At 46.7% G+C, this 23,547-nt stretch carries 24 protein-coding genes and 1 other annotated feature; of the genes, 17 read left to right on the top strand and 7 right to left on the bottom strand.

The window, feature by feature from the left end; genetic code table 11:
- Positions 1–180: 180 nt before the first annotated feature.
- The 11 genes from rpsP to CEQ32_RS09130 all read left to right on the top strand — a co-directional run bounded on the left by rpsP (position 181) and on the right by CEQ32_RS09130 (position 9,702).
- A complete protein-coding gene (gene rpsP, locus CEQ32_RS09180) occupies positions 181–429 on the top strand; it encodes a 30S ribosomal protein S16 (RefSeq protein WP_011071566.1) in 249 nt (82 codons plus the stop codon).
- A gap of 20 nt (positions 430–449) precedes the next feature.
- Complete coding sequence (gene rimM, locus CEQ32_RS09175; protein ID WP_037415631.1) at positions 450–980, top strand: ribosome maturation factor RimM; 531 nt, start codon at positions 450–452, stop codon at positions 978–980.
- 15 nt (positions 981–995) lie between these two features.
- The gene (gene trmD, locus CEQ32_RS09170) at positions 996–1,742 is read left to right on the top strand and encodes a tRNA (guanosine(37)-N1)-methyltransferase TrmD (RefSeq protein WP_088585896.1); all 747 of its coding nucleotides are present in this window, start codon (positions 996–998) and stop codon (positions 1,740–1,742) included.
- Positions 1,743–1,776: 34 nt separating this feature from the next.
- A complete protein-coding gene (gene rplS, locus CEQ32_RS09165) occupies positions 1,777–2,130 on the top strand; it encodes a 50S ribosomal protein L19 (RefSeq protein WP_006080791.1) in 354 nt (117 codons plus the stop codon).
- 98 nt (positions 2,131–2,228) lie between these two features.
- The gene (locus CEQ32_RS23075) at positions 2,229–2,414 is read left to right on the top strand and encodes a hypothetical protein (RefSeq protein ID WP_088585895.1); all 186 of its coding nucleotides are present in this window, start codon (positions 2,229–2,231) and stop codon (positions 2,412–2,414) included.
- Between the two features lie 115 nt (positions 2,415–2,529).
- Positions 2,530–3,621 (top strand): 3-deoxy-7-phosphoheptulonate synthase, encoded by a 1,092-nt coding sequence (locus tag CEQ32_RS09155; protein WP_088585894.1) that lies wholly within the window; start codon positions 2,530–2,532, stop codon positions 3,619–3,621.
- 63 nt (positions 3,622–3,684) lie between these two features.
- Positions 3,685–4,824, top strand: coding sequence for a bifunctional chorismate mutase/prephenate dehydrogenase (gene tyrA, locus CEQ32_RS09150; protein WP_088585893.1), 1,140 nt, complete (start codon positions 3,685–3,687; stop codon positions 4,822–4,824).
- 214 nt (positions 4,825–5,038) lie between these two features.
- Positions 5,039–6,703 carry a hydroxylamine reductase gene (gene hcp / locus CEQ32_RS09145; RefSeq protein ID WP_088585892.1) on the top strand — a complete coding sequence of 555 codons (1,665 nt, stop codon included), beginning with the start codon at positions 5,039–5,041 and terminating at the stop codon, positions 6,701–6,703.
- 51 nt (positions 6,704–6,754) lie between these two features.
- The gene (locus CEQ32_RS09140; RefSeq protein ID WP_088585891.1) at positions 6,755–7,885 is read left to right on the top strand and encodes a hybrid-cluster NAD(P)-dependent oxidoreductase; all 1,131 of its coding nucleotides are present in this window, start codon (positions 6,755–6,757) and stop codon (positions 7,883–7,885) included.
- 131 nt (positions 7,886–8,016) lie between these two features.
- The gene (locus tag CEQ32_RS09135) at positions 8,017–8,352 is read left to right on the top strand and encodes a hypothetical protein (protein WP_088585890.1); all 336 of its coding nucleotides are present in this window, start codon (positions 8,017–8,019) and stop codon (positions 8,350–8,352) included.
- Between the two features lie 45 nt (positions 8,353–8,397).
- On the top strand, positions 8,398–9,702 hold the full coding sequence (locus tag CEQ32_RS09130) for a cation:proton antiporter (RefSeq protein WP_088585889.1): 1,305 nt from the start codon (positions 8,398–8,400) through the stop codon (positions 9,700–9,702).
- Between the two features lie 110 nt (positions 9,703–9,812).
- Here CEQ32_RS09130 and CEQ32_RS09125 read toward each other — a convergent pair whose 3' ends face one another.
- Both CEQ32_RS09125 and pepA read right to left on the bottom strand, forming a co-directional pair.
- A complete protein-coding gene (locus CEQ32_RS09125; RefSeq protein ID WP_088585888.1) occupies positions 9,813–11,813 on the bottom strand; it encodes a chorismate mutase in 2,001 nt (666 codons plus the stop codon).
- Between the two features lie 37 nt (positions 11,814–11,850).
- Positions 11,851–11,964: a sequence feature (Phe leader region), on the bottom strand.
- Positions 11,965–12,183: 219 nt separating this feature from the next.
- Positions 12,184–13,692: a leucyl aminopeptidase gene (pepA, locus tag CEQ32_RS09120; RefSeq protein ID WP_047538030.1), complete on the bottom strand. Its 1,509-nt coding sequence runs from the start codon at positions 13,690–13,692 to the stop codon at positions 12,184–12,186.
- Between the two features lie 255 nt (positions 13,693–13,947).
- On the opposite strand from pepA, the gene lptF reads away from it, so the two are divergent.
- A complete protein-coding gene (lptF, locus tag CEQ32_RS09115) occupies positions 13,948–15,060 on the top strand; it encodes an LPS export ABC transporter permease LptF (protein WP_037415652.1) in 1,113 nt (370 codons plus the stop codon).
- On the top strand, positions 15,057–16,115 hold the full coding sequence (gene lptG / locus CEQ32_RS09110; protein ID WP_037425424.1) for an LPS export ABC transporter permease LptG: 1,059 nt from the start codon (positions 15,057–15,059) through the stop codon (positions 16,113–16,115). The genes lptF and lptG overlap by 4 nt, the downstream gene beginning before the upstream one ends.
- A gap of 91 nt (positions 16,116–16,206) precedes the next feature.
- Here lptG and CEQ32_RS09105 read toward each other — a convergent pair whose 3' ends face one another.
- The 5 genes from CEQ32_RS09105 to CEQ32_RS09085 all read right to left on the bottom strand — a co-directional run bounded on the left by CEQ32_RS09105 (position 16,207) and on the right by CEQ32_RS09085 (position 19,550).
- Positions 16,207–16,716, bottom strand: coding sequence for an RDD family protein (locus CEQ32_RS09105; RefSeq protein ID WP_069454493.1), 510 nt, complete (start codon positions 16,714–16,716; stop codon positions 16,207–16,209).
- Positions 16,717–16,755: 39 nt separating this feature from the next.
- Entirely contained in the window at positions 16,756–17,013 is a 258-nt protein-coding gene (locus CEQ32_RS09100; protein WP_011071581.1) for a DUF2960 domain-containing protein, read from the bottom strand.
- 38 nt (positions 17,014–17,051) lie between these two features.
- Positions 17,052–17,402: a DMT family protein gene (locus CEQ32_RS09095; RefSeq protein WP_037415674.1), complete on the bottom strand. Its 351-nt coding sequence runs from the start codon at positions 17,400–17,402 to the stop codon at positions 17,052–17,054.
- Positions 17,402–17,896, bottom strand: coding sequence for a GNAT family N-acetyltransferase (locus tag CEQ32_RS09090; protein WP_088585887.1), 495 nt, complete (start codon positions 17,894–17,896; stop codon positions 17,402–17,404). Before CEQ32_RS09090 ends, CEQ32_RS09095 begins: the two co-directional genes overlap by 1 nt.
- Positions 17,897–18,056: 160 nt before the next feature.
- On the bottom strand, positions 18,057–19,550 hold the full coding sequence (locus CEQ32_RS09085; RefSeq protein ID WP_088585886.1) for a carboxypeptidase M32: 1,494 nt from the start codon (positions 19,548–19,550) through the stop codon (positions 18,057–18,059).
- A 292-nt stretch (positions 19,551–19,842) separates the two neighbouring features.
- On the opposite strand from CEQ32_RS09085, the gene CEQ32_RS09080 reads away from it, so the two are divergent.
- The 4 genes from CEQ32_RS09080 (at position 19,843) to CEQ32_RS09065 (ending at position 23,447) form a co-directional block, all read left to right on the top strand.
- Positions 19,843–20,478 (top strand): YqiJ family protein, encoded by a 636-nt coding sequence (locus CEQ32_RS09080; protein ID WP_088585885.1) that lies wholly within the window; start codon positions 19,843–19,845, stop codon positions 20,476–20,478.
- 33 nt (positions 20,479–20,511) lie between these two features.
- Positions 20,512–22,290, top strand: coding sequence for a flotillin family protein (locus CEQ32_RS09075; protein ID WP_088585884.1), 1,779 nt, complete (start codon positions 20,512–20,514; stop codon positions 22,288–22,290).
- 160 nt (positions 22,291–22,450) lie between these two features.
- A complete protein-coding gene (locus CEQ32_RS09070) occupies positions 22,451–23,011 on the top strand; it encodes a DJ-1/PfpI family protein (protein ID WP_037425433.1) in 561 nt (186 codons plus the stop codon).
- Positions 23,012–23,138: 127 nt separating this feature from the next.
- Complete coding sequence (locus CEQ32_RS09065) at positions 23,139–23,447, top strand: ribbon-helix-helix domain-containing protein (protein WP_037416089.1); 309 nt, start codon at positions 23,139–23,141, stop codon at positions 23,445–23,447.
- Positions 23,448–23,547 lie beyond the last annotated feature (100 nt).

The raw sequence follows: 23,547 nt of genomic DNA, 5'->3' as shown, positions 1-23,547 counted from the left end.
GGTTGATTGTATTTGGAATGAGGCGGGCAATTCTATGGCAGGTTTAATAATCGCCAGATTGGGTTGCATTCGTTGAAAAGTCAGGTAAAATCTTCCGGCTTTCTATCTGGGACTCTTCGCGAACACGGGGTTCCAGTTTTTATTTTTGCTTCAAGCAAATCATTAGAGGATTGAAAACGCATGGTTACCATTCGTTTAGCTCGTGGTGGCGCTAAAAAGCGTCCATTTTACAACATCGTTGTTGCTGACAGCCGTAACGCTCGTGACGGTCGTTTCATTGAGCGTGTTGGTTTCTTCAACCCATTGGCCCGTGGCCAAGAAGAAACTTTACGTTTAGACCTAGCTCGCGTTGAGCACTGGGTTGCGAACGGCGCTGCGACAACTGATCGCGTAGCAAAATTGATTAAAGACGCTAAAGCTGCTGCTTAATAGCGTTAAGGTATAGATTGATGAGCAGTAACCAACAGCCAGTCGTACTGGGGAAATTAGGCTCCTGTCATGGCATTAAGGGTTGGCTGAAAATCACCGCCTATACCGATTCTGTTGAAGGTATCTTTGATTATTCGCCTTGGCTTATTAAAGAAAATGGCGAATGGCGTGAAGTAAAAGTTACTCAGTGGCGTTACCAAGGCAAGGCCGTTGTGGCCGAACTTGAAGGTGTCACCACGCGGGAGCGAGCACAAATGCTCACCAATTGCGAAATTGGTATCCTGCCGCAGCAGATGCAATCATTGCCAGAAGACGAGTTCTATTGGCGTGATCTTATCGGTTGTGAAGTGATTAATACTACCGGCTATAACATGGGGATTGTCGATCAAATCGTGGAAACCGGTTCGAACGATGTCCTACTTGTTAAGGCCAACGCTAAAGATAGTTTCGGCAAAGTGGAACGTATGGTTCCCTTTGTCCCAGGGCAATTCATCTTAAAGGTGGATGTCCAAGGTAAACAGATTTTAGTGGATTGGGATCCTGACTTTTAAGTCGAGGTACAACATATGTGGTTAGGGGTAATTACCCTGTTCCCAGACATGTTTCGTGCCGTAACAGACTTTGGGGTTACGGGTCGTGCCGTGAAAAACGGTCTGCTTGAGTTGCACACGTGGAATCCTCGCGATTTCACCCATGATAGACACAGTACTGTGGATGACAGGCCTTACGGCGGTGGTCCTGGTATGTTGATGATGGTGCAACCTTTACGCGATGCCATTCATGCTGCGAAAGCAGCAGCAGGCGAAGAGGCAAAGGTGATTTACTTGTCACCTCAAGGACGCAAGCTGGATCAGCAAGGCGTTACTGAGTTGGCTAAATCATCCCGGTTGATTTTGGTGTGTGGTCGGTACGAAGGTATTGATGAACGCATCATTCAAACGGAAGTGAATGAAGAATGGTCGGTTGGGGATTACGTGCTTTCGGGCGGCGAATTACCCGCAATGACCTTGATAGATGCAGTATCGAGATTGGTTCCTGGCGTGCTAGGAAAACAAGCTTCGGCGGAGCAAGATTCTTTCTCCGACGGTTTACTGGACTGTCCTCATTACACGCGCCCTGAAAGTCTGGATGGACTCGATGTACCTGCAGTACTGCTAAGTGGCAACCACGAACAAATTAGACTCTGGCGTTTGCAGCAAAGCCTTGGTAGGACTTTTCTAAGACGGCCAGAATTATTTGAAAATCTAGCTCTGACTGACGAACAATCGACTCTTTTAGCGCAGTTCGTTGAAGCAATGGACAAGCATGCTTAGTCGTAGCTCAGTTAATTCTAGAACGGAGTAAGTTATGAACAACATCATTAAAATGCTCAACGATGAGCAAATGAAACAAGACGTACCTGCGTTTGGTGCTGGTGATACAGTAGTAGTTCAGGTTCGTGTTAAAGAAGGTGATAAAGAGCGTTTACAGGCTTTCGAAGGCGTTGTAATTGCTAAACGTAACCGTGGCCTGCACTCTGCATTCACAGTACGTAAAATCTCTAATGGCGAAGGTGTTGAGCGTGCATTCCAAACGCACAGCCCTCTGATCGCTAGCATTGAAGTTAAGCGTCGTGGCCGCGTTCGTCGCGCCAAACTGTACTACTTACGTGATCGTTCAGGTAAATCTGCACGTATCCGTGAAAAGCTGGCTACTAAGTAATAGTACCCGCTACAGAAAACAAGACGTAGTGTTCGCACAGAAAACCGCCCTAGTGGCGGTTTTTTGTTGGCTGACGTTTTTCTTTTTAGCCGTATTGAGTGCGTTTCGGGTTAATACGGCTTTCGACAGAGAGCCACTATGCCCTCAAGCCTTTGCCTTGTCTAAAGCGCGTTGAACTCCCGCTGAATGAACAGATATTTAATACGATTGGTATAAATGCCGAATTTGTTAAATTCTTCCTTGATCTTCTGCCAATTAATAGGCATATTGGTCGCCTATTGTAATGGTGTATCATTACAATATTACATGATGGCCTCGGCTATTTAATTCTTCCCCCAGCGGTTTGAGATCCAGACTCCTGATAACCTGGGGATATGACTTCAGTTTTAGGTGGTAAGCATGCAACAGGATACGATCAATAACGTACACATCAGTTCAGAGAAAGTCCTTATTACACCGCAGGAGCTAAAAGCGACTCTGCCACTCTCTGAGCACGCGTATCGTTATATCCTCAATGCACGCAAAACCGTGGCGGATATTGTCCATAAGCGCGATCACCGCGTGCTTATCGTCACAGGACCTTGTTCTATCCATGATATCGATGCCGCCAAGGAATACGCTTTAAAGCTTAAAAAATTACACGATGAACTCAGAGATGAGTTCTACATCTTAATGCGAGTCTACTTTGAGAAGCCACGTACCACAGTGGGTTGGAAGGGCATGATTAACGACCCCGATATGGATGAATCCTTCGATGTTGAGAAAGGTTTAAAGATGGCGCGCGAGCTGATGATTTGGCTTGCAGAGCTTGAGCTACCCGTTGCCACCGAAGCGCTCGATCCTATCAGTCCGCAATATATTTCGGAGCTAGTGACTTGGTCGGCCATTGGTGCTCGTACTACTGAATCGCAAACCCACAGGGAAATGGCGTCGGGTTTGTCTATGCCCGTTGGCTTTAAAAATGGTACAGATGGAAAGCTGGATGTTGCAATTAATGCCCTTAAATCGGCGGCCAGTAGCCACAGATTTATGGGAATTAACCAACAGGGTCAAGTGGCTCTGTTGCAAACGGCGGGAAACCCCGATGGGCATGTGATCCTGCGCGGCGGCGTAACACCAAACTACGATGCGGCCAGTGTAGCCGAATGTGAAGCGCAGCTACATAAGGCCAAACTCAATGCGCGCCTTATTATCGATTGCAGCCACGGTAATTCCTCTAAGGATTACACCAGGCAAGTCCCTGTGTGTGAAGATGTATTTGCCCAGATCTACAACGGCAATAAGTCCATTATTGGCGTAATGCTAGAAAGTCATTTAAACGAAGGTAATCAAAGTTGTGATAAACCATTAAGCGAATTGGCCTACGGAGTTTCTGTGACAGACTCCTGTATTAATTGGGAAAAAACCGAAAGCGTTTTACGTGCGGGTGCATCGAAGTTATCTTCGGTATTGCCAACGCGTTTTGATATGCTCAAAGTGGCCAATGCTTGAGAGCAAATCTTAAGTGCCTAACGTTTAAACACCTTCCTTTTAGGTGGGTAGTGGACCGATAACATGAACGAAAAAACCACAACTGAATTAGAACACCTTCGCGGCCTTATCGACGGCGTCGACCAGCAATTGCTGCATTTACTGCGTAAACGGCTAGATTTAGTCGCGCAGGTGGGCACAGTTAAGCATGCCGCAGGCCTGCCGATTTATGCGCCGCAACGTGAAGCCGCAATGCTGGCAAAACGCCGCGAAGAAGCCAAAACCATGGATATTGCGCCGCAACTGATTGAAGATATTCTGCGCCGCTTGATGCGTGAGTCCTATCTCAATGAGAAGGATGTTGGCTTTAAGCAAGTGAAAAATGACCTAGGTTCAGTTGTGATTGTGGGAGGGAAAGGCCAGCTTGGTGGACTGTTTCAACAGATGCTGTCGCTCTCGGGTTACCAGGTCAAAGTGCTTGATAAAGACGACTGGCAGCAAGCGGAAACCTTATTTGCTGACGCCGGATTGGTATTGGTAACAGTACCTATTGCTATCACCTGCGACCTTATCCGTGCAAAACTAACCCAATTACCACAGGACTGTATTTTAGCCGACTTAACCTCTATCAAGACTGAACCGATGAATGCCATGTTAGCTGCCCACAAGGGACCCGTTGTTGGCTTTCATCCTATGTTTGGCCCAGATGTCGGCAGTTTAGCTAAGCAGGTTGTGGTGGTGTGTCATGGACGCGAAGCGGATAAATACCAATGGTTACTCGAGCAAATTACGATTTGGGGCGCGCGAATTGTCGAAGCCGAGCCTGAACGCCACGATAATGCGATGCAGTTGGTACAGGCGATGCGCCACTTCTCAACCTTTGTGTATGGCTTAAACCTTTGCAAAGAAGAAGCAGATATTGAAACTCTGCTGCAATTTAGCTCGCCCATCTATCGCTTAGAGCTCGCCATGGTAGGGCGCTTGTTTGCCCAAAGCCCAGAGCTTTATGCCGATATTATTTTTGCCCAACAGGACAGCCAGCATGCGATTGGCGATTATTTGGATAACTATCGCGAGGCATTAGAGCTATTAAAGCGGGGCGATAGGGAAGCGTTTATCAACCAGTTCCAAACGGTTGCTAAGTGGTTTGGTGATTTTGCGCCGCAGTTTCAGCGCGAAAGCCGCATGATGCTGCAATCGGTAAGTGATATGAAAACGAACTAATAATGAATGAGTTACCCATAAAAATGCCCATCTTTGATGGGCATTTTTATGGGTTTTGAGTCACTTTTATTGTGTAAATTAGCAACTGCTTAAGGTGATCGTTCTCTAAGATTTGGCATTCAAGGTAAGAAAACACTGTCGCTTATTTTCGGTTTAGGTAGACTAATTTTAAACATGCATAAATAAAGCATGAATTTAAATTAGGAGTCTATCCATGTTCTGTATTCAGTGTGAGCAAACCATTCGTACCCCCGCTGGCAATGGTTGTAGTTATTCCCAAGGTATGTGTGGCAAATTAGCGGCAACCTCCGATCTGCAAGACTTATTAATCTACATGTTGCAGGGTGTTTCCGTTTATGCGGTAAAAGCGCGCGAGTTAGGCATTGTAGATTCTGAAGTCGATACTTTTGTTCCTAAAGCTTTTTTCTCAACCTTAACCAACGTCAACTTCGATGATGAGCGGATCATTGCTTATGTACAGCAAGCTGCAACACACCGTGAAAATCTAAAAACAGCCTATGAAGCCGCTTGTGAAAAGAGAGGGAAAACGGCAGAGCAGATGCCGCTGGTTGCGCAGTTAGTGTTAGGCACAAGCAAGCTTGAAATGCTGTCTCAAGCACCTATCGCGTCGCTTAATAAAGACAAAAACCACATTCATGAAGATATTTTGGGACTTAGATTACTCTGTTTATACGGCCTTAAAGGTGCGGCCGCTTATATGGAGCATGCGCGTGTACTAGGTAAAACCGATGCTGAGATTGCTGCGGATTTCCATCAAATCATGGCGTTTCTCGGTGAACCGAGTGTTGATGCAGATAAATTATTCTCCACTGCGATGGAAATTGGCCAATTAAACTACCGCATTATGGCTTTGCTTGACGCGGGCGAGACCGAAGCCTTTGGTCATCCTGAACCGACAGTCGTCAACACTAAACCGGTAAAAGGCAAAGCAATTCTGGTTTCTGGCCATGATATGAAGGACTTAGAGCTTATCCTCGAGCAAACGGCGGGTAAAGGCATTCATGTTTATACCCATGGCGAAATGCTGCCCGCACTTGCATACCCAGCCTTTAAAAAATATGCCCATTTAGTAGGTAACTACGGCAGTGCATGGCAGAACCAGCAAAAAGAATTCGCTAATTTCCCTGGCGCTGTGGTGATGACATCTAACTGTATTATTGACCCGAATGTGGGCCAATATAGCGATCGTATCTTTACTCGTAGCATTGTAGGCTGGCCTGGTGTGACCCATGTGACTGGCGATGATTTTTCAGTAGTGATTGAAAAGGCGCTAGCGCTCGATGGCTTCCACTACGATGAAATCCCACACAATATCACCATCGGTTTTGCCCGAAATGCCTTAATGGCTGCCGCCCCAACAGTAGTTGAAAATGTGAAAAACGGTTCTATCAAACACTTCTTCTTAGTCGGAGGTTGTGATGGTGATAAGTCGGAGCGGAGTTATTTCACCGATTTAGCGAAATCGGCGCCAAAGGATTCCGTCATCCTGACCTTAGGTTGTGGTAAGTACAAATTCAACAAGTTGGAATTTGGCGATGTCAACGGTATTCCGCGCTTACTCGATATTGGCCAATGTAACGATGCCTATTCGGCAATCCAGCTAGCTATCGCGCTATCACAAATCTTTGAATGCGATATCAATGAATTACCATTGAATCTCGTGCTTTCATGGTTTGAGCAAAAAGCCATTGTCGTGCTGCTGACGCTATTGTCGCTCGGGGTGAAAAATATCCGTACAGGCCCAACGCCACCGGCATTTTTAACTGCAAACTTAGCCAAGATTTTGGAAGAGAAATTTGGCTTGCGTAATACCACCACAGTGGAAGCCGATCTTAAGACCATGCTAAACGTAGCCTAGGTCGATTGATAGCATAGAATCACTGCGGCTTGACGATAAGGCCGCAGTGTTATGGATACAAAGATTATGAATATCAATACCCTACCCGATATCACTTTATCCTCCACGCCTGCGCGTCAAGACAGTTTCAGTCAGTTAGTGTGTGTGGAACGTTGGAACGAAACCGCTGATGTGGTGAGTTTTCGCTTTCAAGCGGGTGAGCCGATGAAGTTTGATTATAAGCCGGGTCAATTTATGACCTTAGTGCTAGACATCAACGGTGAACAGGCTTGCCGCAGTTATACCTTATCTTCGACGCCGTCCCGACCTTACTCGTTAATGTTGACCATTAAGCGGGTTGAGGGAGGACTCGTATCGAATTATCTGATTGATCATCTACAGCCAGGACAAATGGTACGAGTCCTGCCGCCAACAGGGCAGTTCAATCTGTTTGATATTTCAGCCCAAAAATACCTCTTTTTGAGCGCAGGTTGCGGTATAACACCTATGTATTCGATGTCGCGTTATTTGACCGATACCCAAATGAATGCCGACATCGCTTTTGTACATAGCGCGCGAACTCAAGCCGATATTATTTTTAAAACTTCATTAGAGACCATGGCTACGCGCCATCGAGATTTTAAACTGCGTTATATTGTGGAGAATGTCACCACTGATACGGTTTGGCATACTGAGGAAACATTACACGATATCGGCTGTTTAAGTGCCAATAATCTACGAGATTTAGTGCCTGATTTTGCCGAGCGAACCGTATTTTTGTGCGGGCCAGAGCCTTATATGCAGGCCGTGAAAAAGATTCTGACTGATCTTAACTTTGATATGAGTAAGCTGTATCACGAGAGTTTTGCTACCGCAGTGAAAGAAGCGCAAAGCCGAGTCAAGCAAGCTGAAATGCAATCAACAAATCAAGTTAATGCCAGCGCAAGCTTTATGTTATCTATTGGGGATAAAAAGCGGGCCTTAACGGCAGAGCAAACGTTACTTGAGGGGATTGAAGCTGAAGGTTTACCGATTATTGCGGCTTGCCGATCGGGCGTATGCGGCGCGTGTAAATGCCAAGTGCTCGAAGGGGAGACTGAGTCAACTAGTAGTATGACATTGACGCCAGCTGATATCGAAGCCGGATATGTGTTAGCCTGTTCAACTAAGCTTAAGTCGGATGTAACGCTGTCGTTGGGCTAATATTGAGTTGTTTGAGCCATCCTTAACGGAAATATTTTTGTAACGTAGTTGCGATTATATCGCTGAGAACGTAAGGTTAAAGACAAGGGCGGAGTTCACGCCCAGTCCCATCGTCCGGCTGGAGTCTCTCAATGACAACGACAACCACTTATGCCGCAAAAATTGAAGATCGCAGCTTAGGCCATTTACTTTACGCCTTAATGTACGGCTTTCCGTTGTTACTGCTTCCTGTGCTGCTGAGCTTGTTTATTAACTTGTCTCAGCGACACTCTCAAGGCAATGCGGTACTAGCTTCGCACCTGCGTTGGCAACGCCATTCTAATATGATTTTTTTAGGACTCTTAATATTAGGTTATTGCTTGCCGATTACTTGGCTTAGTCTTTCGATTTATCTCTTTGGTATTATTTGGTTTTGTCATCGGATAATTAAAGGCTGGTTAAGTCTATTGGATGGTTTAGAAGTCTAAAACTTGTGCTAGAGTCTTTTCATCTTAACGAGATAAGAGGCTCTAATGTCTAGTTATCAAATTCTGTGTATTCTCTGTGCGTTAGCCTTAGTCACCTCAGTGGCATCTTCACGTTTACATAAGCTGCAAGAAACCGTTGCCATTACCGCATTGGCGTTGGGCATGAGTCTGTTGCTATTGCTGGGTGGTAAAGCACTTGGCGGTAATGTTTATGGTTACTTTGTGGCAGGGCTGGAGAAACTCGACTTTCAAGCCTTATTGCTCAATGGCATGTTAGGTTTCCTGTTGTTTGCTGGGGCATTACAGATCCGCTTAAAAATCTTAAGGCATCAGAAATGGGAAATCCTCATCCTTGCCTTTGTCAGTACCTTGCTCTCGACTTTTATCGTCGGTGGTTTGCTTTACTACATTGCTCCCATGCTGGGATTGCCCTTGGCCTTAAGCCATTGTTTGCTCTTTGGCGCCTTGATTTCACCCACAGATCCGATTGCCGTTTTAGCCATTTTGAAGAAGATGGGCGCGCCCGAAGATATTGCTATTCAGGTGGAAGGGGAGTCGCTCTTTAACGATGGCATTGGGCTGGTGATTTTTGTGGCCATCTCCCATCTGGCCTTTTCAACTGAGCCGCTGACCTTCACGCAAATCTCGTTATTGTTTGTTCAAGAGGCGCTCAGGGGCATCGTTTATGGCGCAGTGCTGGGCGTATTGTTGCACCATTTCTTTCGCTACTGTGAGGAAGAAACCCAATTAATGCTGGTGACTTTACTGATCCCGACGGCGGGTTATGTTATCGCCGAAGTATTAGGGGTGTCGGGACCGCTGGCGATGGTGAGTGCGGGGATGATTATCGGCAACTACAGTGTGCCTAAATATTTTGTGCGCCATGAGCGGGTAAAACTCTATACTTTTTGGTCGTTGATTGAATCCTTCTTCAATGCGCTGCTGTTCCTCCTGCTGGGATTATTACTCCTGCTCGTCACCTTTAAGGCGCCATTATGGTGGTTTATGCTGCTGGCTATCCCGCTGGTATTAACAGCGTGGGCGGTGAGTGTATTTTTGCCGTATATCGGGTTTAGGTTGGTCAAGTCCTACAATCCCTATGCTGAGTCGATCCTTATTTGGGGTGGCTTGAGGGGCGGGCTGGCATTAGCGATGGCGATGAGTTTACCTGAGGGTGTGATTATCGATTCACAAACTGGTGTCGAGCTGCGAGAGCTTGTACTCGTAATGACCTATGCCGTGGTAGTGTTTTCAATCCTAGTGCAGGGATCGAGTATGACGGGGTTAATTCGCCGCAGTAATGCGGTGGCAACAGATACCAATAGCCAGATTGCGCCTGAGCGAACCTAGCCCTGCTGCGTTTAAGCTTGAGGCCTAAAATCCTAAAAGCCTAAAAGCCCTAAACAAGACAGCCACGATATTCGTGGCTGTATGTGCTTTGGTATCGTTATTCGCGCAAATTAGCGATATAACTTCCTGACGACCTCGACCATCAGCGCCAGTGTGTCATGTGCTTTATCTTCTTCGAGGGAGCAATTCAGCACAAGACCATCGGCTTTGAGCTGTTTAATCCCTTGAGTTTGCAGTAGCAGCGCATCTTCGCTGATGGCATAACAAGGATTAATCACTATAGGGAGATGACTGTTGGCCTTGATTTGGATGAGGCTTGCTAAATCCAAAGTGGGTAAGTTGGCATTGTTATAGGTACGAATGCCCGAGTCACATAGGATAAGCTGTTGGTTACCTTGACTTAAAATCGTCTCCGTTGCCGCCATAAACTCCTCATAACTTGCCATATCGTTACGTTCGAGGAATAGCGGAATCGGCAGGGTGCCTGCCTGAGTCAGCAATGCCTGATTAAACATTTGTTTGCCCGTTAAGAACAACATATCCGCTTGGCCTGTCGCCAACGGCATATCCGTCGCCTGTTCGATAGTAATAACACAAAGCAAATCATACTGATGCAGGGTTTGGCGCAGCTTAGGGATGATGGCTTCGACCGAGGCGAGCGAGTGGCATACGTCTAAAATCACCGCTTGGAAACCCGCTTCTTTTAGCTGTTTCACTCTGCGCTCAAAGGCGGATAAGACGGCAGGTGACGACTCTAGCAGCAGGCTTTTGCTCAGAGTCATCTTGGCAATAGCACCAAGATGGCCTGCGCCAATGGTAAAGGGGCCGCAGTGAATTTCACTCGCCTGCGCCTTATAAGCCTTAGTGTAACGATAGGGAGATGACTTAGTGCTTACTTCACTGAATACTTCGGCTTTAGAGGTATTAGGTTCAATCAACAATTGGCTATTGCTGAGTTGTGTCGGTTTTACGGTTTCGCAAGGGTAACACCCCAATACTTTGATAAACCGCGTGATCCTCTCGAGCTGTTTGAGCCCTTGCTGCATGGCTTCGCTGGAAATATTGGCATCGATATCCAGATAGAACATTTCTTCCCACGGCGTGCCAGGAATAGGGCGTGATTCGAGTTTGCTCATATTCAGTTGATGCGCCTTGAGCACCAATAGGGCTTCAACCAACGCACCCGCCTTTTGGCCTGTGGCCATAATCAGGGTAGTTTTTGCGGGCAATTGCTCCGGTACGGCTACGGCTTTTCGTGCTACAACAATAAAGCGGCTTTGGTTAATCTTTTGATTGGCAAGTCCAGACTCAATTGACTCGAGTTGGTACAGCGCGCCACCTTCTGTGCTACCAATCGCAGCGGCGCTATTGTCGGTAGACTGGTTGACCTTCTCCATGGCTTCGGCGCTACTTGAGCAATATTCCAGTCTTAAGCCTTTGTGCTGGCTAAGATAGCGGCTGCACTGACTGATGGGCTGCGGGTGAGCATAAACAGTTTTGATATCGCTCAGTTTGCTGCCCGGTTTGCCCAATAGACAATGGCTTACTTCGATAGTCGTCTCGCCCACGATGGAAAGACTGGTATGTTGCAGTACGTCATACACTTCGTTGATTGAGCCGGACGAAGTATTTTCTATCGGCAAAAAGCCATAGTCGGCGTGACCTGACTCAACGGCTTGGACTATCTCATCGAAACTTTGGCAGCCTAAGTCGAGCATCTCAACCTGACGACGTTGGCAATAGCGAGATGCGGCGAGGTAAGAGTAGGAGCCGCGGGCGCCAAGGTAGGCGATACAGTATTGTTGTTTTTGCGTTTCAGGGTTCGCGCGGCCGTGAAGATAAGCCTGTTGATTCAGTACCGAGTCTTCAATAATGCTTTGATACAGCGAGATAACATAATGCGCATCTAAGCCTTTTTCTCGCCCTGCCGTCACTAATCTTGCCAGCAGTTCTTTTTCCCTTTGGGTGTCGCGAATGGGTCTCACATCCACTTCTTTACTGCGGGCCACTTCAAGACTTAAGCGGCGACGTTCGGCGAGTAACGAGAGAAGCTCATTGTCGAGCTGGGTTATTTGCTCTCGAGTGTGATTTAAAGGCTGTGGTTTTTGCATTCTGACCTCATTTGCCGCCGGATTCTCAAGCGTTTAAGACGAAAAAGCCTCCCAGTGGGAGGCTTTGGATTTTTACTTTCGTTTTTACACAGTAAATCCGCCTCCTAGAGTGGGGGTGTAAAAAAGAAAGTAAAAAAACGCTAAGGTATTTGTTTTCATAGGGACTAAAACTAAAGGGCGAGGGCGTGGCTGTCAATCAAAAAATATTCAATAGCAGTATTCTTTCACATCTAGGTTGTTGTTAACTCTTCTCACGAAATCAAATTGAATGAACAGATAGTTAATCGCATTAGTCTCAGTGGCATTTCGCTTTCTTTGCGGCATAAAAAAGGCGAAGAAATGTTTCTTCGCCCTTTGGTCTTGTTAGGGATTATTCGCCTAATTCGACGCCAGCACGGTTGATCAGGAACTGAGTCAAAATCGGTACTGGGCGGCCGGTTGAACCTTTATTGGCACCGCTGTTCCACGCCGTACCTGCGACATCTAGGTGAGCCCAGTTGTACTTTTTCGCGAAACGCGAGAGGAAACAAGCCGCAGTAATCGCGCCCGCTGGACGACCACCTAAGTTGGTCATATCGGCAAATGGGCTATCGAGCATATCTTGGTACTCATCCCACAGTGGCATGCGCCATGCGCGGTCACCACTTTGCTCACCTGCATTGAGTAGCTCGTGCGCAAGTGGATTGTGTGATGAGAACAGGCCAGAAGCATGTTTACCTAAGGCAATCACGCAGGCGCCAGTGAGTGTTGCTGTGTCGATCACCAGTTCAGGGTCGAAACGCTCAACATAGGTCAACACATCACACAGTACCAAACGGCCTTCGGCGTCGGTGTTCAGTACTTCAACGGTTTGCCCTGACATGGTGGTTAAAATGTCACCTGGGCGGTAAGCGTTGCCCGATGGCATGTTTTCACAGCCTGCGAGAATACCGACGACGTTGATCGGTAGCTTCATCTCACAAATGGCTTTCATGGTGCCGATCACACCAGCAGCGCCACCCATGTCGTATTTCATTTCATCCATGGCTTCGCCCGGTTTTAATGAAATACCGCCTGAATCGAAAGTCAAGCCTTTACCAATCAATACGATAGGTTTTTCCGTGCTGTCGACGGCACCTTTGTATTCCATCACTGTCATAATGGATTCATTGGCGCTGGCGCGGCCTACGGCAAGGTAAGAGTTCATGCCGAGTTTCGCCATTTGCTCTTCACCTACAGTTGATACATGTAGGTTTTCGTGAACTTCGGCCAATTGGCGAGCTTGAGAAGCTAAATAGGCTGGATTGCAGATGTTTGGCGGCATGTTAGCCACATCGCGGCATAAATGCATACCGGCAGAAACGGCCATGCCGTGCTCAATCGCGCGTTCACCTAAGGTCAATTCGCGACGTGTTGGCACATTAAATACTAATTTACGCAGCGGACGACGGGTCTCACCTTTACGGGTTTTGAGCGCATCAAAGCTGTATAAACTGCTATTGGTGGTTTCGACCGCTTGGCGAACTTTCCAATAGGTATCGCGACCTTTAACGTGTAACTCGGTTAAGAAGCATACGGCTTCCATTGAACCTGTTTCATTTAAGGTGTTGATGGTTTTAGTGATGATCTGCTTGTACTGGCGCTCGTCTAGTTCTCGTTCTTTGCCGCAACCGACTAACAGCACTCGTTCACTCAATACATTAGGAACGTGGTGCAGTAATAACATCTGCCCAGGCTTACCTTCTAAATCGCCGCGACGCAGTAGATTACTGATATACCCTTCGCTAATCTTGTCTAATTGCTCGGCGATACCGGATAGACGGCGGGGTTCATAAACACCGACAACGATGCAGGCTGAGCGTTGTTTTTCGGGGCTACCGCTCTTTACGCTAAACTCCATGAGCACTCCTAGATTCTTAAAGACAAATTTTTATATTTATTGGATAATGTCTGCTTGTCCCGAAAAGGGCCTAAGTTATTACTCCAAAGGTGATTTATTCTCGGCACTTGAGTCACGTTTTTGTGAAAAAGCCGTGACATTTAATGTAAGCCAGGAACCCCTGAAGTTGGTCAGAAAACTACCAAAAGTAAACAGTTTACATGAAAGTTAGTCTGTTACCAGCAAAAAGATAAGTTTAGAGACCGGATCCTACCTGTGATTGTATTTAGATACCTTATTCGAGAAGTTTTAAAGGCGCAAATTGCGGTACTTTTTGTACTGTTAACTATTTTTATTAGCCAGCATTTCGTGCGCATATTAGCCGACGCCTCAGACGGTGAATTTCCCGCTTCTCTCATCGCCACCTTGATAGGCCTTAATTTACCCTATCTGGTTGTTCTGGTTTTACCTTTAAGCTTATTCCTTGGGATATTAATGGCCCATGGTCGCATGTATGCCGAGAATGAAATGGTCATTCTGCACGGTGTTGGTGTGAGTGAATGGTATGTTACCCGAGTTACTTTGATTCTCGCCGTTATTAACATGTTGTTTACTGGATATTTATCCCTTTATGTTGCGCCTTGGGCGGAGGAGCAACAAAACCAAGTGCTGGAGAAAGCACAATCTGAAGCAGGCCTTGCCGCGCTCGTGCAAGGGCGTTTTCAGGCCAGCCCCAATGGCCGTGCGGTACTGTTTGTCGAACGCATTGGCAAGGATAATGAGCTTGAAAAAGTATTTGTGGCCCAACTCCCCGATCCAAATGACGAAATTGGCTTGACTAACGTCGTTGTTGCCAAGGGGGGGCGCGTTAATGAAGATCAAAATGGCTCACAGCAGTTACAACTCAATGATGGGGTGCGTTATCAGGGCAGCCCACAACAAAAAGACTACCAAATGATTGAATTTGGTGGCTATAAGATGCAAATCAAAGAACAACAGGTTGATGAACGTCGCCGTAAACTTTCAGCTTTACCGCTGGCAGACTTGATGAAAGTAGAAGGTTCTGAAGCCGTTGCTGAGTTTCATTGGCGTCTAGCAATTCCGTTGGCGATTCCTATTATGACCTTAATTGCAGTACCTTTGGCTCGGGTCAATGTGCGACAAGGCAAGTTCGCCAAAATGCTCCCCGCTGTTCTCTTGTACCTAGGTTATTTTGGTCTGATGGTTGCGGGTCGTAAAGCGCTGCAAGATGGCGTTATTCCTCAGTATTTAGGCATGTGGTGGATCCATTTGTCGGCACTGATAATGGGGATTTTACTGCTCGGTAAAGACAGGCCCCTATTTGCCCGTTTATCAGCGGCAATGGCGCGTAAAAAGGTGGCTGCATGAAGATTTTAGACCTTTATATCGCCCGAGTTTTATTAAGCACCTCGGCGTTATGTTTACTGGTGCTGACAGGTTTGTCGGGCATTATTAAGTGGGTAGACCAACTGCGCTTAGTGGGCCGCGGCACTTACACTATGATGGACGCGGGGATTTATGTGCTATTCCTTGTGCCCCGCGATATTGAAATGTTTTTTCCGATGGCCGTGCTGTTAGGTGCCTTGATCGGTATGGGGATGTTAGCCTCTAATTCGGAGCTTGTCGTCATGCAAGCATCGGGCATGTCGCGTTTGCAGATCACGCTATCGGCGATGAAAACTGCCGTGCCGCTGATGCTGATGGTAATGGCATTGGGTGAGTGGGGCGCCCCAATTGCGGAGCAAAAGGCTAATGAACTTCAGGCCATCAAGCTCTCCGGTGGCAGTTTGATTAAATCTCACCGAGGTATTTGGGCAAAGGATGGTGATTTGTTCGTGAATATTGGTGAAGTTGCGGATATCGATAAGCTCAATAATATCACTTTATATAAGTTTAACAGTGAGTTAAAGCTCACCAATGTCGTGCATGCTAAAAGTGCATTGTTCAGTAAAGACAGCTGGCATCTCTCGGATGTTAAGCGTACCGATTTAAGCTATGACGAAGTGAAACTTGAGCATTTAGATGAAGATATTTGGCGCTCAAGTTTAACGCCTGACAAGCTCAGTGTGGTATCTGTTAAGCCTGAGGCTTTATCGATACGCGGCTTAATGGGATACTTAGAGTATCTTAATAGCAATAGCCAAGACCCAAGTCGTTACGAATTAGCCCTTTGGCGCAAGGTGATGCAGCCTGTTACCGTAGGGGTGATGATGCTGGTGGCGTTATCCTTTGTATTTGGACCGTTGCGGACAGTGACTATGGGGGCGCGGGTGTTACTCGGTGTGGTTGCTGGATTTAGTTTTTATATCAGTAATGAGATATTTGGCCCCATGAGTATTGTTTATGAACTACCTGCGTATGTCGGGGCGATGGCGCCAAGTCTACTATTTACGGGTATTGCCTTTTACTTTATCCGGCGGTGATAAACGCGGGTAATAAAAAAACGACGCCATGGCGTCGTTTTTTATTGGGACAATTTTATAAGCGACTAACAGTGAGATTTAACTGCTAAATTTAAGCGCCATGCCAATTACGCATTTGGTTAGCTTCTTTGGATAACACAACTACTTCAGAACGGGTCATCATATCCTGCAGTGCGAGTTTATCGTCGTTGATAAGCACCCACAGATTACCAATGCCGAGTAATGACCAGACGATGCGTGCATAGGCGGTGATAAGGCTTAGATTTTGGCCGTTTGGGTGCTGGATCTTAAGGCGCCAGGCGCGCATTCCGAGGGTTTGGCCGCCCTTACTCCAAAATAGCGCATAGAAAGTGCCTACACAGAGCGCTAACCAAAGTTGATAAATCCCATGGTAAATCGGTGTGCCATTGAGGGCGTCGGACACATGCTCAAAGCCATTCATGCTAACGAGGCCAGAGGCTGTGAGTCCAAAAAAAATACCAAAGCCAATAGCGCCCGAAAACATATATACGGCTACCGCTAGCAGTAGGTCATAGATCATTGCCCCTAGGCGGCGAAAGAATCCGGCGCGGGGAAAGTTGGCATGTTCAGCATTTAACATCGGCGATCCTAATTCTAAATGGATAAATGACGATAAGGTTTAGGCTTCGGGTTCTTCATCACGTACAAAGTGGATATTGCTAAACCCAAAGCGAGCAAATTCGACTTTGCGATAATCTTTTTCAGCCTTGGCGCCTTTGCGTGAGGTCATGGCAATTTGTTGCTCCATCGCCAGAAACTTGGTTAAGTCTATACCTTCGGCCTCCGCTACGGCCTCGTATAAATCGTGGTGTTTAGCATAACTAAAGGCAATGGTTTTCGTCTCACCTTTGAAGGTGTAAGTCACTTGACGCGCCATGGATATCTCCTGAAATAAGTCCTGAAATGGTTCTGAAATTAATTAAATTCGCTTCTAAAAATAAAATACACCGCACCGAGGATGCACAGACCCGCCCAGAGATAATCGAGTTTCAGTGGTTCCTTCATGTAGAAGTAGGCGAAGGGCACAAACAAGCTTAAGGTAATGACTTCCTGTAGGATTTTTAATTGTCCGACATTCATCACTGTGTAGCCGATACGGTTAGCCGGCACTTGCAGTAGGTATTCAAACAGGGCGATGCCCCAACTGACCAAGGCAGCGATAATCCAAGGCTTTGAGCCTAAGGACTTTAAATGTCCGTACCAAGCAAAGGTCATAAAAATATTGCTAAGACAGAGTAAACCGATAGTCGTCAGGGTTGGATTCATCATTCTTCTCGATGATTAAGTTTATAAATCATGTACATGGCATCATCAGTGTAGCTACTAAGGCATTTCTCTATGGCTTTAGGTTTAAAGCCCATTTTGCGCCAATAGCTATCAGCGCCTTGCACTGCCACTAAGGAGAGGGAGCTCAAGTTAAAGCGATCGGCAAGCTGCTTTAGACGCATTAAGGCTTTAGACCCCGCGCCTAAACCTTGAGCCTTTGCCGATATCGCAATATCGTGCAGATACAAAGTATCGGCCTTAGGTAAATGGGTGATTGGCTCATAAAGTGCGGGAGGCATATTGGTGGTCCAAGGATGAGCAAGACAATAGCCCACCACTGTGTCATTTACCTCAAATACAAAACAGGATTGAGGTGATACGTGCCACTTGCTTTGCAATACATGCAGGGGTTCAGGATCCAGTTGAGAATAACATTCCTCCTGGATCTGTAAAATAGCATCCCAATCCTGTGGGGTGATTGCACGCAGTAACATGGTCGACCTTTTTCCGTCCAAAAGCAGTTTGAATAAATAAGTCCGGGATTATATACCCAAATCGCAGCAAAAGCTTTGAAACTCCGATAGTGATGCGATTGCGCCAAGTCTAAGCGCTAGAGTGTTATTGCCAACGCTTTATGACCTAGCGCTATTGCATTTAGCCCAAATAGCGTTGAGTTAAATGCTTAGCCAGATATTGACTGTTTAACGGCTCGCCCGTGGCTTGAATGATGAGTTCATCCGTTGTCAGTAATGAGCCTTTGGACCAAATATGCTTGCCAAGCCAGTCAAATACTTGGGATAACTGACCGTTATCGATAAGGTTTTCAATAGGGCCTAAACTTCGCTCCATTGCAAAACGGCACTGAGCAGCATACATGGCGCCTAGGGTATAGCTAGGGAAATAGCCAAGTTCACCGACTGCCCAATGGATATCCTGCATACACCCATCGCGATAGTTACCATCGGTATTGATCCCGAGCAGTTGTTGCATCTGGCTTGACCAAAAGTCGGGTAGGTCATCCACACTCAAGCTACCGTCGATAAAGGCTTTTTCGGCTTCAAAGCGTAATAAAATATGGCAAGGATAGGTGACTTCATCGGCATCGACGCGGATAAGCCCTGGATTGACGCGGGTGTAGTGTCTTGCCAAGTCTTGGGCGCTGAAATCGCAGCCGAAGTGCTGTTTAATCAGTGGCTGCAATTGCCGTAAAAACGCGGGATTGGCACCGAGCTGCATTTCACAAAATAAGCTTTGGCTCTCATGGACGCCCATGGAACGAGCCAGTCCTGCGGGTTGACCGCGCCATTGTTTCGGTAAACCCTGTTCATAACGGGCGTGGCCAGTTTCATGCACTATGCCCATGATAGCACTACTAAAATCGGCTTGGTTATAACGCGTCGTGATGCGCACATCACTCGGTACACCGCCGCAGAATGGGTGGCTACTGATATCGAGCCTGCCATGGTTAAAATCAAATCCTAAATACGCCATCACATCGAGGCCAAGGGCTTGCTGCGCCTTGATATCGAAGGGGCCGTTAAGCTTAAGTGTTGGCTCACCGGCTTGTTTTTCGAGTACATTTTGGATGAGCGTGGGGAGCCAAGTTTTTAAATTACCAAAGGTTTGCTCAAGCTTTGCGGTAGCCATGCCAGGCTCAAATTTATCGAGCAGGGCATCATAGGGGGAAATATTTTGCGCTTGGGCGCGGATTAAAGCTTCTTCCCTCGCAAGGGCGATTATCGCCTTAAGATTAGGTTTAAAGCCTTGCCAATCATTGTTTTTACGTTGCTCACGCCAGGCATTTTCACACTGATAGGCCATCTTGGTTTTGGCTTGAACCAGCTCACCAGGCACTAGAGTCGCCTGTTGATACTGATATTGCATTTCCCTTAGGTTGGCGTGTTGTTCTGAGGTAAGCGCTTCTTGCGCGGCAAGAGCGAGATTTTCAGCAAGGTGAGGGGACGTTTTAAGGGTATGGATATGCAATGCGAGTTCGGCCATGGCATCGCCACGCTCACTGCCGCCGCCCAAGGGCATCATTGCTGCCTGATCCCAATCACCTAGCGCACTAAAATGTTCAAAATGTGAAATTTTCTGGAAATGCGCCGTAAGTTTATCGTAACTTTGCGTAGGTTGTTTGGTGTTCATAGCGGTATCCATAGACTCAATCTTAAGGTGCGGTCGTTATCTATTAGCACGAAAAATAACAATAACAGCATGATAATATCATGCAGTCAAAAGCACACTAGACCCCTAAAGGGAGGACGTGAACATTATTGACCATAACGGCTCACGCCATTATGGCGTAATGGGGAGTTATTCAAATCTGCTTTAGGATAAATTTTTGTTTGGAAACTAAGCTTGCCTTGCTATGCTGTCACTCGTAAGTTGATAATTACAGTGAAGTAAATGGACTGCTGTATCGTTCAAGGAGATGACTATGTGGGCGTTTTTAGTTGAACAGCCTAACCTACCTTACACTATTGCCTTCGCCTGTGTGCTTGTCCTTGGTGTTTTTGAAGCCTTATCACTCGTCATAGGATTAAGTATGATGAGCGCCTTAGACCAGTGGGTGCCTGCTGATGTTGAGTATGATGCTGATATTGGTGGTAGCGGACTCACAGGGATTGCTGGCTGGCTTTGTCTCAATCGTTTGCCGCTGCTTATCTGGTTTGTGCTGGCACTAACCAGTTTTGCCATTGCAGGCTATCTCGTTAATTACATTAGCTTAATAGTCTCGGCTACCTTGCTGCCGCAACTATTTACCTTACCTATCGCCGTAGTCGGCAGTGCATTGTCTTGTCGCTATCTTGGCCGAGTGCTGGCTGATTTGCTCCCCAAAAATGAATCTACCGCCATCTCCCTTGATGACTTAAGCGGTTATGTCGGCACTATCACCTTAGGCTGCGCCATTAAAGGCATGCCATCGGAAGCGGTTGTTCGCGATAAACATCAACAAAAACATTATGTATTAGTCGAGCCTGAAACTTCAGGTATCGAGTTTGCTAGTGGTACTCAAGTGGTGCTGCTTAAAAGAGAGGGAAGAGTCTGGTCTGCGACTCGCTTTGATAATTAATTTTCCAAAGCTATTAATGAAGAAGGAAAGCAAATGGATGTGTTAAACGAAGTCACCAGTTCGAGCAATTTTATATTGTTGGTTGCCGCAATGGTATTGATTGGCCTGATTGTGATTGGTCTGATTTTCGCCAAGTTATACAAACGGGCAACGAAGGAAATGGCCTTTGTGCGTACTGGTTTTGGTGGTGAAAAAATCATTAAAGACGGTGGTGCAATCGTCTTGCCCGTGCTGCATGAAACCATCGCCGTAAACATGAATACCCTGCGTATCGAAGTGGAAAAAACTCAAAAAGATGCACTGATCACCAAAGATCGTATGCGGGTTGATGTTAAAGCAGACTTTTATTTGCGGGTGGCACCTAATGCTGATGGCATTTCGATGGCGGCACAAACCTTAGGTACCCGTACCACGCGGGTGGAAGAGCTGAAAAAGCTGATGGAATCTAAGTTTGTCGACGTGTTGCGTGCCGTTGCTGCCGAGATGACTATGACTGAGATGCACGAGCAGCGAGCCGATTTTGTACAACGGGTGCAGAACAACGTTGCGAACGATTTAGAGAAAAACGGTTTAGAACTTGAATCAGTTTCCTTGACGGGATTTGACCAAACCGACTTGCAGTTTTTCAATGAAAACAACGCATTCGACGCAGAAGGTCGCGCGCGTCTAGCTAAAATCATTGAAGAAAAGCGTAAAGAAACCAACGATATTCAGCAGGAAAACCGCATTAAGATTGAGCAGCGTAACTTAGAGGCTGAAAAAGAATCGCTGGAGATTGAAAAGTCGGAAGAAGAAGCACGTCTTATCCAGCAACAGTCACTCGAATTTAAGCGCGCCGAGCAAAAAGCTGAAATTATTAAGCAAAAAGAAAACAAGGCGCGTGAAGAACGTGAAGCCGAAATTGCCAAAGAACGTGCAATCGAAACCGCGGAAATTGAAAAGACCAAAGATATTGAAACCCGCGAGATTGAAAAACGTAAATCTATCGAACAGGCGCGTATTCAACAGCAACGTGATATCGAAGTCGCCGAGCAGGAAAAACACATCGCGGTAGCCGCGAAGTCGGAAGAAGAGTCGGCCGCCCGTGCCCGCGCAGCAGAAGCGGAAAAATTGAAAGTGGAGAAAGAAGAAGCGGTAATTACAGCGCGCCAAATAGCCGAAGCCAATCGTCGCAAAGAAATTGAAGTGATTGATGCCCGTAAGGAAGCGGAGCGCGATGCTGTTGGTGTGACTGTGCAAGCTGAAGCCGAGAAACGTGCCGCGGAAGACAGATCGAGTGCGATTTTGATTGAAGCGCGTGCCAGTGCCGATGCGAAAAAACTGCAAGCCGAGGCGGATGAAAAAGTCTATGCCGTTGAAGCGGCAGGTAAACAAGCTCTGTACGAAGCCGAAAACGTGCTGCGTGATGAGCAGATTGCGCTGCAAAAATCCCTTGCGATCTTAAAAGCCTTGCCAGAAATTGTTGCTCAAGCGGTTAAACCATTGGAAAACATCGAAGGTATTAAAATTCTTCAAGGTTATGGTGTTGCTCATCAATTTGCTACGGGTGGTGATGGTTCCGCCATCAACCAAGGTGGTATCGCTGAACAAGTGACTAGCGCAGCCTTAAACTATCGCGCCAATGCGCCAGTTGTCGATGCCATGCTACGTGAATTAGGCTTAGTCCAAGCGGATTCTGGTACTTTGAACGATCTGCTCAATGGCAATAATGCACTGACGACCGAGGCCTTAAATGTGGTGAAATCGGCCAACACTGGGCTGAATGGTTATAGTCAGCAACAGGCCATGATTGAACCAAAGATAAATAATTAAGAGTGGTCAATCACCAAAGACTAAAGCGCCTACGGGCGCTTTTTTATGCCTGAAACGGCTGTATCGATTTGTAGTATTCCACTATTACCCTAAATTTAATGGTCGGAGTAGAGTGAAATCCGCTGTTGCGTTTTCCCTTATCGAATAAAAGGAGTTTCTCATGGCCAATATTTTGATCATCGCCGGTGATTTTGTTGAAGATTACGAGTTAATGGTGCCGTTCCAAGCCCTGCAAATGGTGGGTCACAATGTAACGGTTGTTTGTCCCGATAAAGTGGCGGGGCAAACCATTAAAACGGCAATTCATGACTTTGAAGGCGACCAAACCTATACCGAAAAACCAGGACACTTATTTGCCTTAAATGGCAATTTTGCCGGTTCGAACGCGCGTGATTTTGATGCGCTGTTGCTTCCAGGTGGTAGGGCGCCAGAGTATTTACGCCTAAACCCTGCGGTGATTGCCTTGGTGGCTGAATTTGCCGCCCAAGATAAACCGATTGCGGCTATTTGCCATGGCGCGCAGTTACTCACGGCGGCCAATGTGGTTCGCGGTAAAAAAGTGTCAGCCTATCCCGCTTGCGCGCCCGAGGTGAAACAAGCTGGCGCCGAATATTGTGATATTGAAGTCACTGCGGCAATTACCGATGGCAAATTAGTTACCGCGCCCGCATGGCCAGCGCATCCTGCATGGTTGGCGCAGTTTAACAAGTTATTGAATTAGCGATACTCATCCTGTGTAATTTATGGCATAACAGTTCGGGTAGAGGCTTAAGTTGAGTATTCTCTGGGAACTTAAGTAAGGCGCAATGGCTGGAGCAAAGCGCAATAGCTGCTTGGGGAGTAATATTGTGTGTGAAATCTATTCCGGTGCCGAACCTGAACTGTTTGAACTCAAAACCCGCTCCATTCGCATCGATGGTGTGGTGACGAGCGTGCGCCTCGAGGCGATTTTTTGGCAGATTATTGAAGAGATTGCCGAAGATGCCGAGCTGAGTGTCGCGGTATTTTTAACCCGTATTTACCGAGAGGTGTTAACTCGCCACGGAGAAGTGGCTAACTTTGCTTCTTTATTGCGGGTCGCCTGCACAACCCATCTTAATCAGGGGCAGCGTTTGGTGTTAAAACCTAAGGTTGCACTAAACGCGAAATCCTCTTGAATATCCATTGCATCTTTGCGATTTGAAAAGACTAAAGTTGCCGCATACTTGCCGCGTTATTGCAGAGCCATTTTCTTGTGAGTACTTGGAAACATGAGCT

This window comes from Shewanella sp. FDAARGOS_354, assembly GCF_002209245.2.
Classification (GTDB): Bacteria; Pseudomonadota; Gammaproteobacteria; order Enterobacterales; family Shewanellaceae; genus Shewanella; species Shewanella xiamenensis.
This window is presented reverse-complemented; position numbering and strand designations above follow the sequence as displayed.

Bases quoted from the DNA above. Each gene is read 5' to 3' on its own strand.
- hcp (WP_088585892.1), top strand. From the start codon at position 5,039: ATGTTCTGTATTCAGTGTGAGCAAACCATTCGTACCCCCGCTGGCAAT.
- CEQ32_RS09080 (WP_088585885.1), top strand. From the start codon at position 19,843: ATGTGGGCGTTTTTAGTTGAACAGCCTAACCTACCTTACACTATTGCC.
- CEQ32_RS09095 (WP_037415674.1), bottom strand. From the start codon at position 17,402: ATGAATCCAACCCTGACGACTATCGGTTTACTCTGTCTTAGCAATATT.
- rpsP (WP_011071566.1), top strand. From the start codon at position 181: ATGGTTACCATTCGTTTAGCTCGTGGTGGCGCTAAAAAGCGTCCATTT.
- CEQ32_RS09075 (WP_088585884.1), top strand. From the start codon at position 20,512: ATGGATGTGTTAAACGAAGTCACCAGTTCGAGCAATTTTATATTGTTG.
- CEQ32_RS09130 (WP_088585889.1), top strand. From the start codon at position 8,398: ATGTCTAGTTATCAAATTCTGTGTATTCTCTGTGCGTTAGCCTTAGTC.
- rimM (WP_037415631.1), top strand. From the start codon at position 450: ATGAGCAGTAACCAACAGCCAGTCGTACTGGGGAAATTAGGCTCCTGT.
- CEQ32_RS09100 (WP_011071581.1), bottom strand. From the start codon at position 17,013: ATGGCGCGTCAAGTGACTTACACCTTCAAAGGTGAGACGAAAACCATT.
- pepA (WP_047538030.1), bottom strand. From the start codon at position 13,692: ATGGAGTTTAGCGTAAAGAGCGGTAGCCCCGAAAAACAACGCTCAGCC.
- CEQ32_RS09125 (WP_088585888.1), bottom strand. From the start codon at position 11,813: ATGCAAAAACCACAGCCTTTAAATCACACTCGAGAGCAAATAACCCAG.
- CEQ32_RS09105 (WP_069454493.1), bottom strand. From the start codon at position 16,716: ATGTTAAATGCTGAACATGCCAACTTTCCCCGCGCCGGATTCTTTCGC.
- CEQ32_RS09155 (WP_088585894.1), top strand. From the start codon at position 2,530: ATGCAACAGGATACGATCAATAACGTACACATCAGTTCAGAGAAAGTC.
- CEQ32_RS09140 (WP_088585891.1), top strand. From the start codon at position 6,755: ATGGATACAAAGATTATGAATATCAATACCCTACCCGATATCACTTTA.
- lptG (WP_037425424.1), top strand. From the start codon at position 15,057: ATGAAGATTTTAGACCTTTATATCGCCCGAGTTTTATTAAGCACCTCG.
- tyrA (WP_088585893.1), top strand. From the start codon at position 3,685: ATGAACGAAAAAACCACAACTGAATTAGAACACCTTCGCGGCCTTATC.
- CEQ32_RS09085 (WP_088585886.1), bottom strand. From the start codon at position 19,550: ATGAACACCAAACAACCTACGCAAAGTTACGATAAACTTACGGCGCAT.
- CEQ32_RS09135 (WP_088585890.1), top strand. From the start codon at position 8,017: ATGACAACGACAACCACTTATGCCGCAAAAATTGAAGATCGCAGCTTA.
- trmD (WP_088585896.1), top strand. From the start codon at position 996: ATGTGGTTAGGGGTAATTACCCTGTTCCCAGACATGTTTCGTGCCGTA.
- CEQ32_RS09070 (WP_037425433.1), top strand. From the start codon at position 22,451: ATGGCCAATATTTTGATCATCGCCGGTGATTTTGTTGAAGATTACGAG.
- rplS (WP_006080791.1), top strand. From the start codon at position 1,777: ATGAACAACATCATTAAAATGCTCAACGATGAGCAAATGAAACAAGAC.
- CEQ32_RS09090 (WP_088585887.1), bottom strand. From the start codon at position 17,896: ATGTTACTGCGTGCAATCACCCCACAGGATTGGGATGCTATTTTACAG.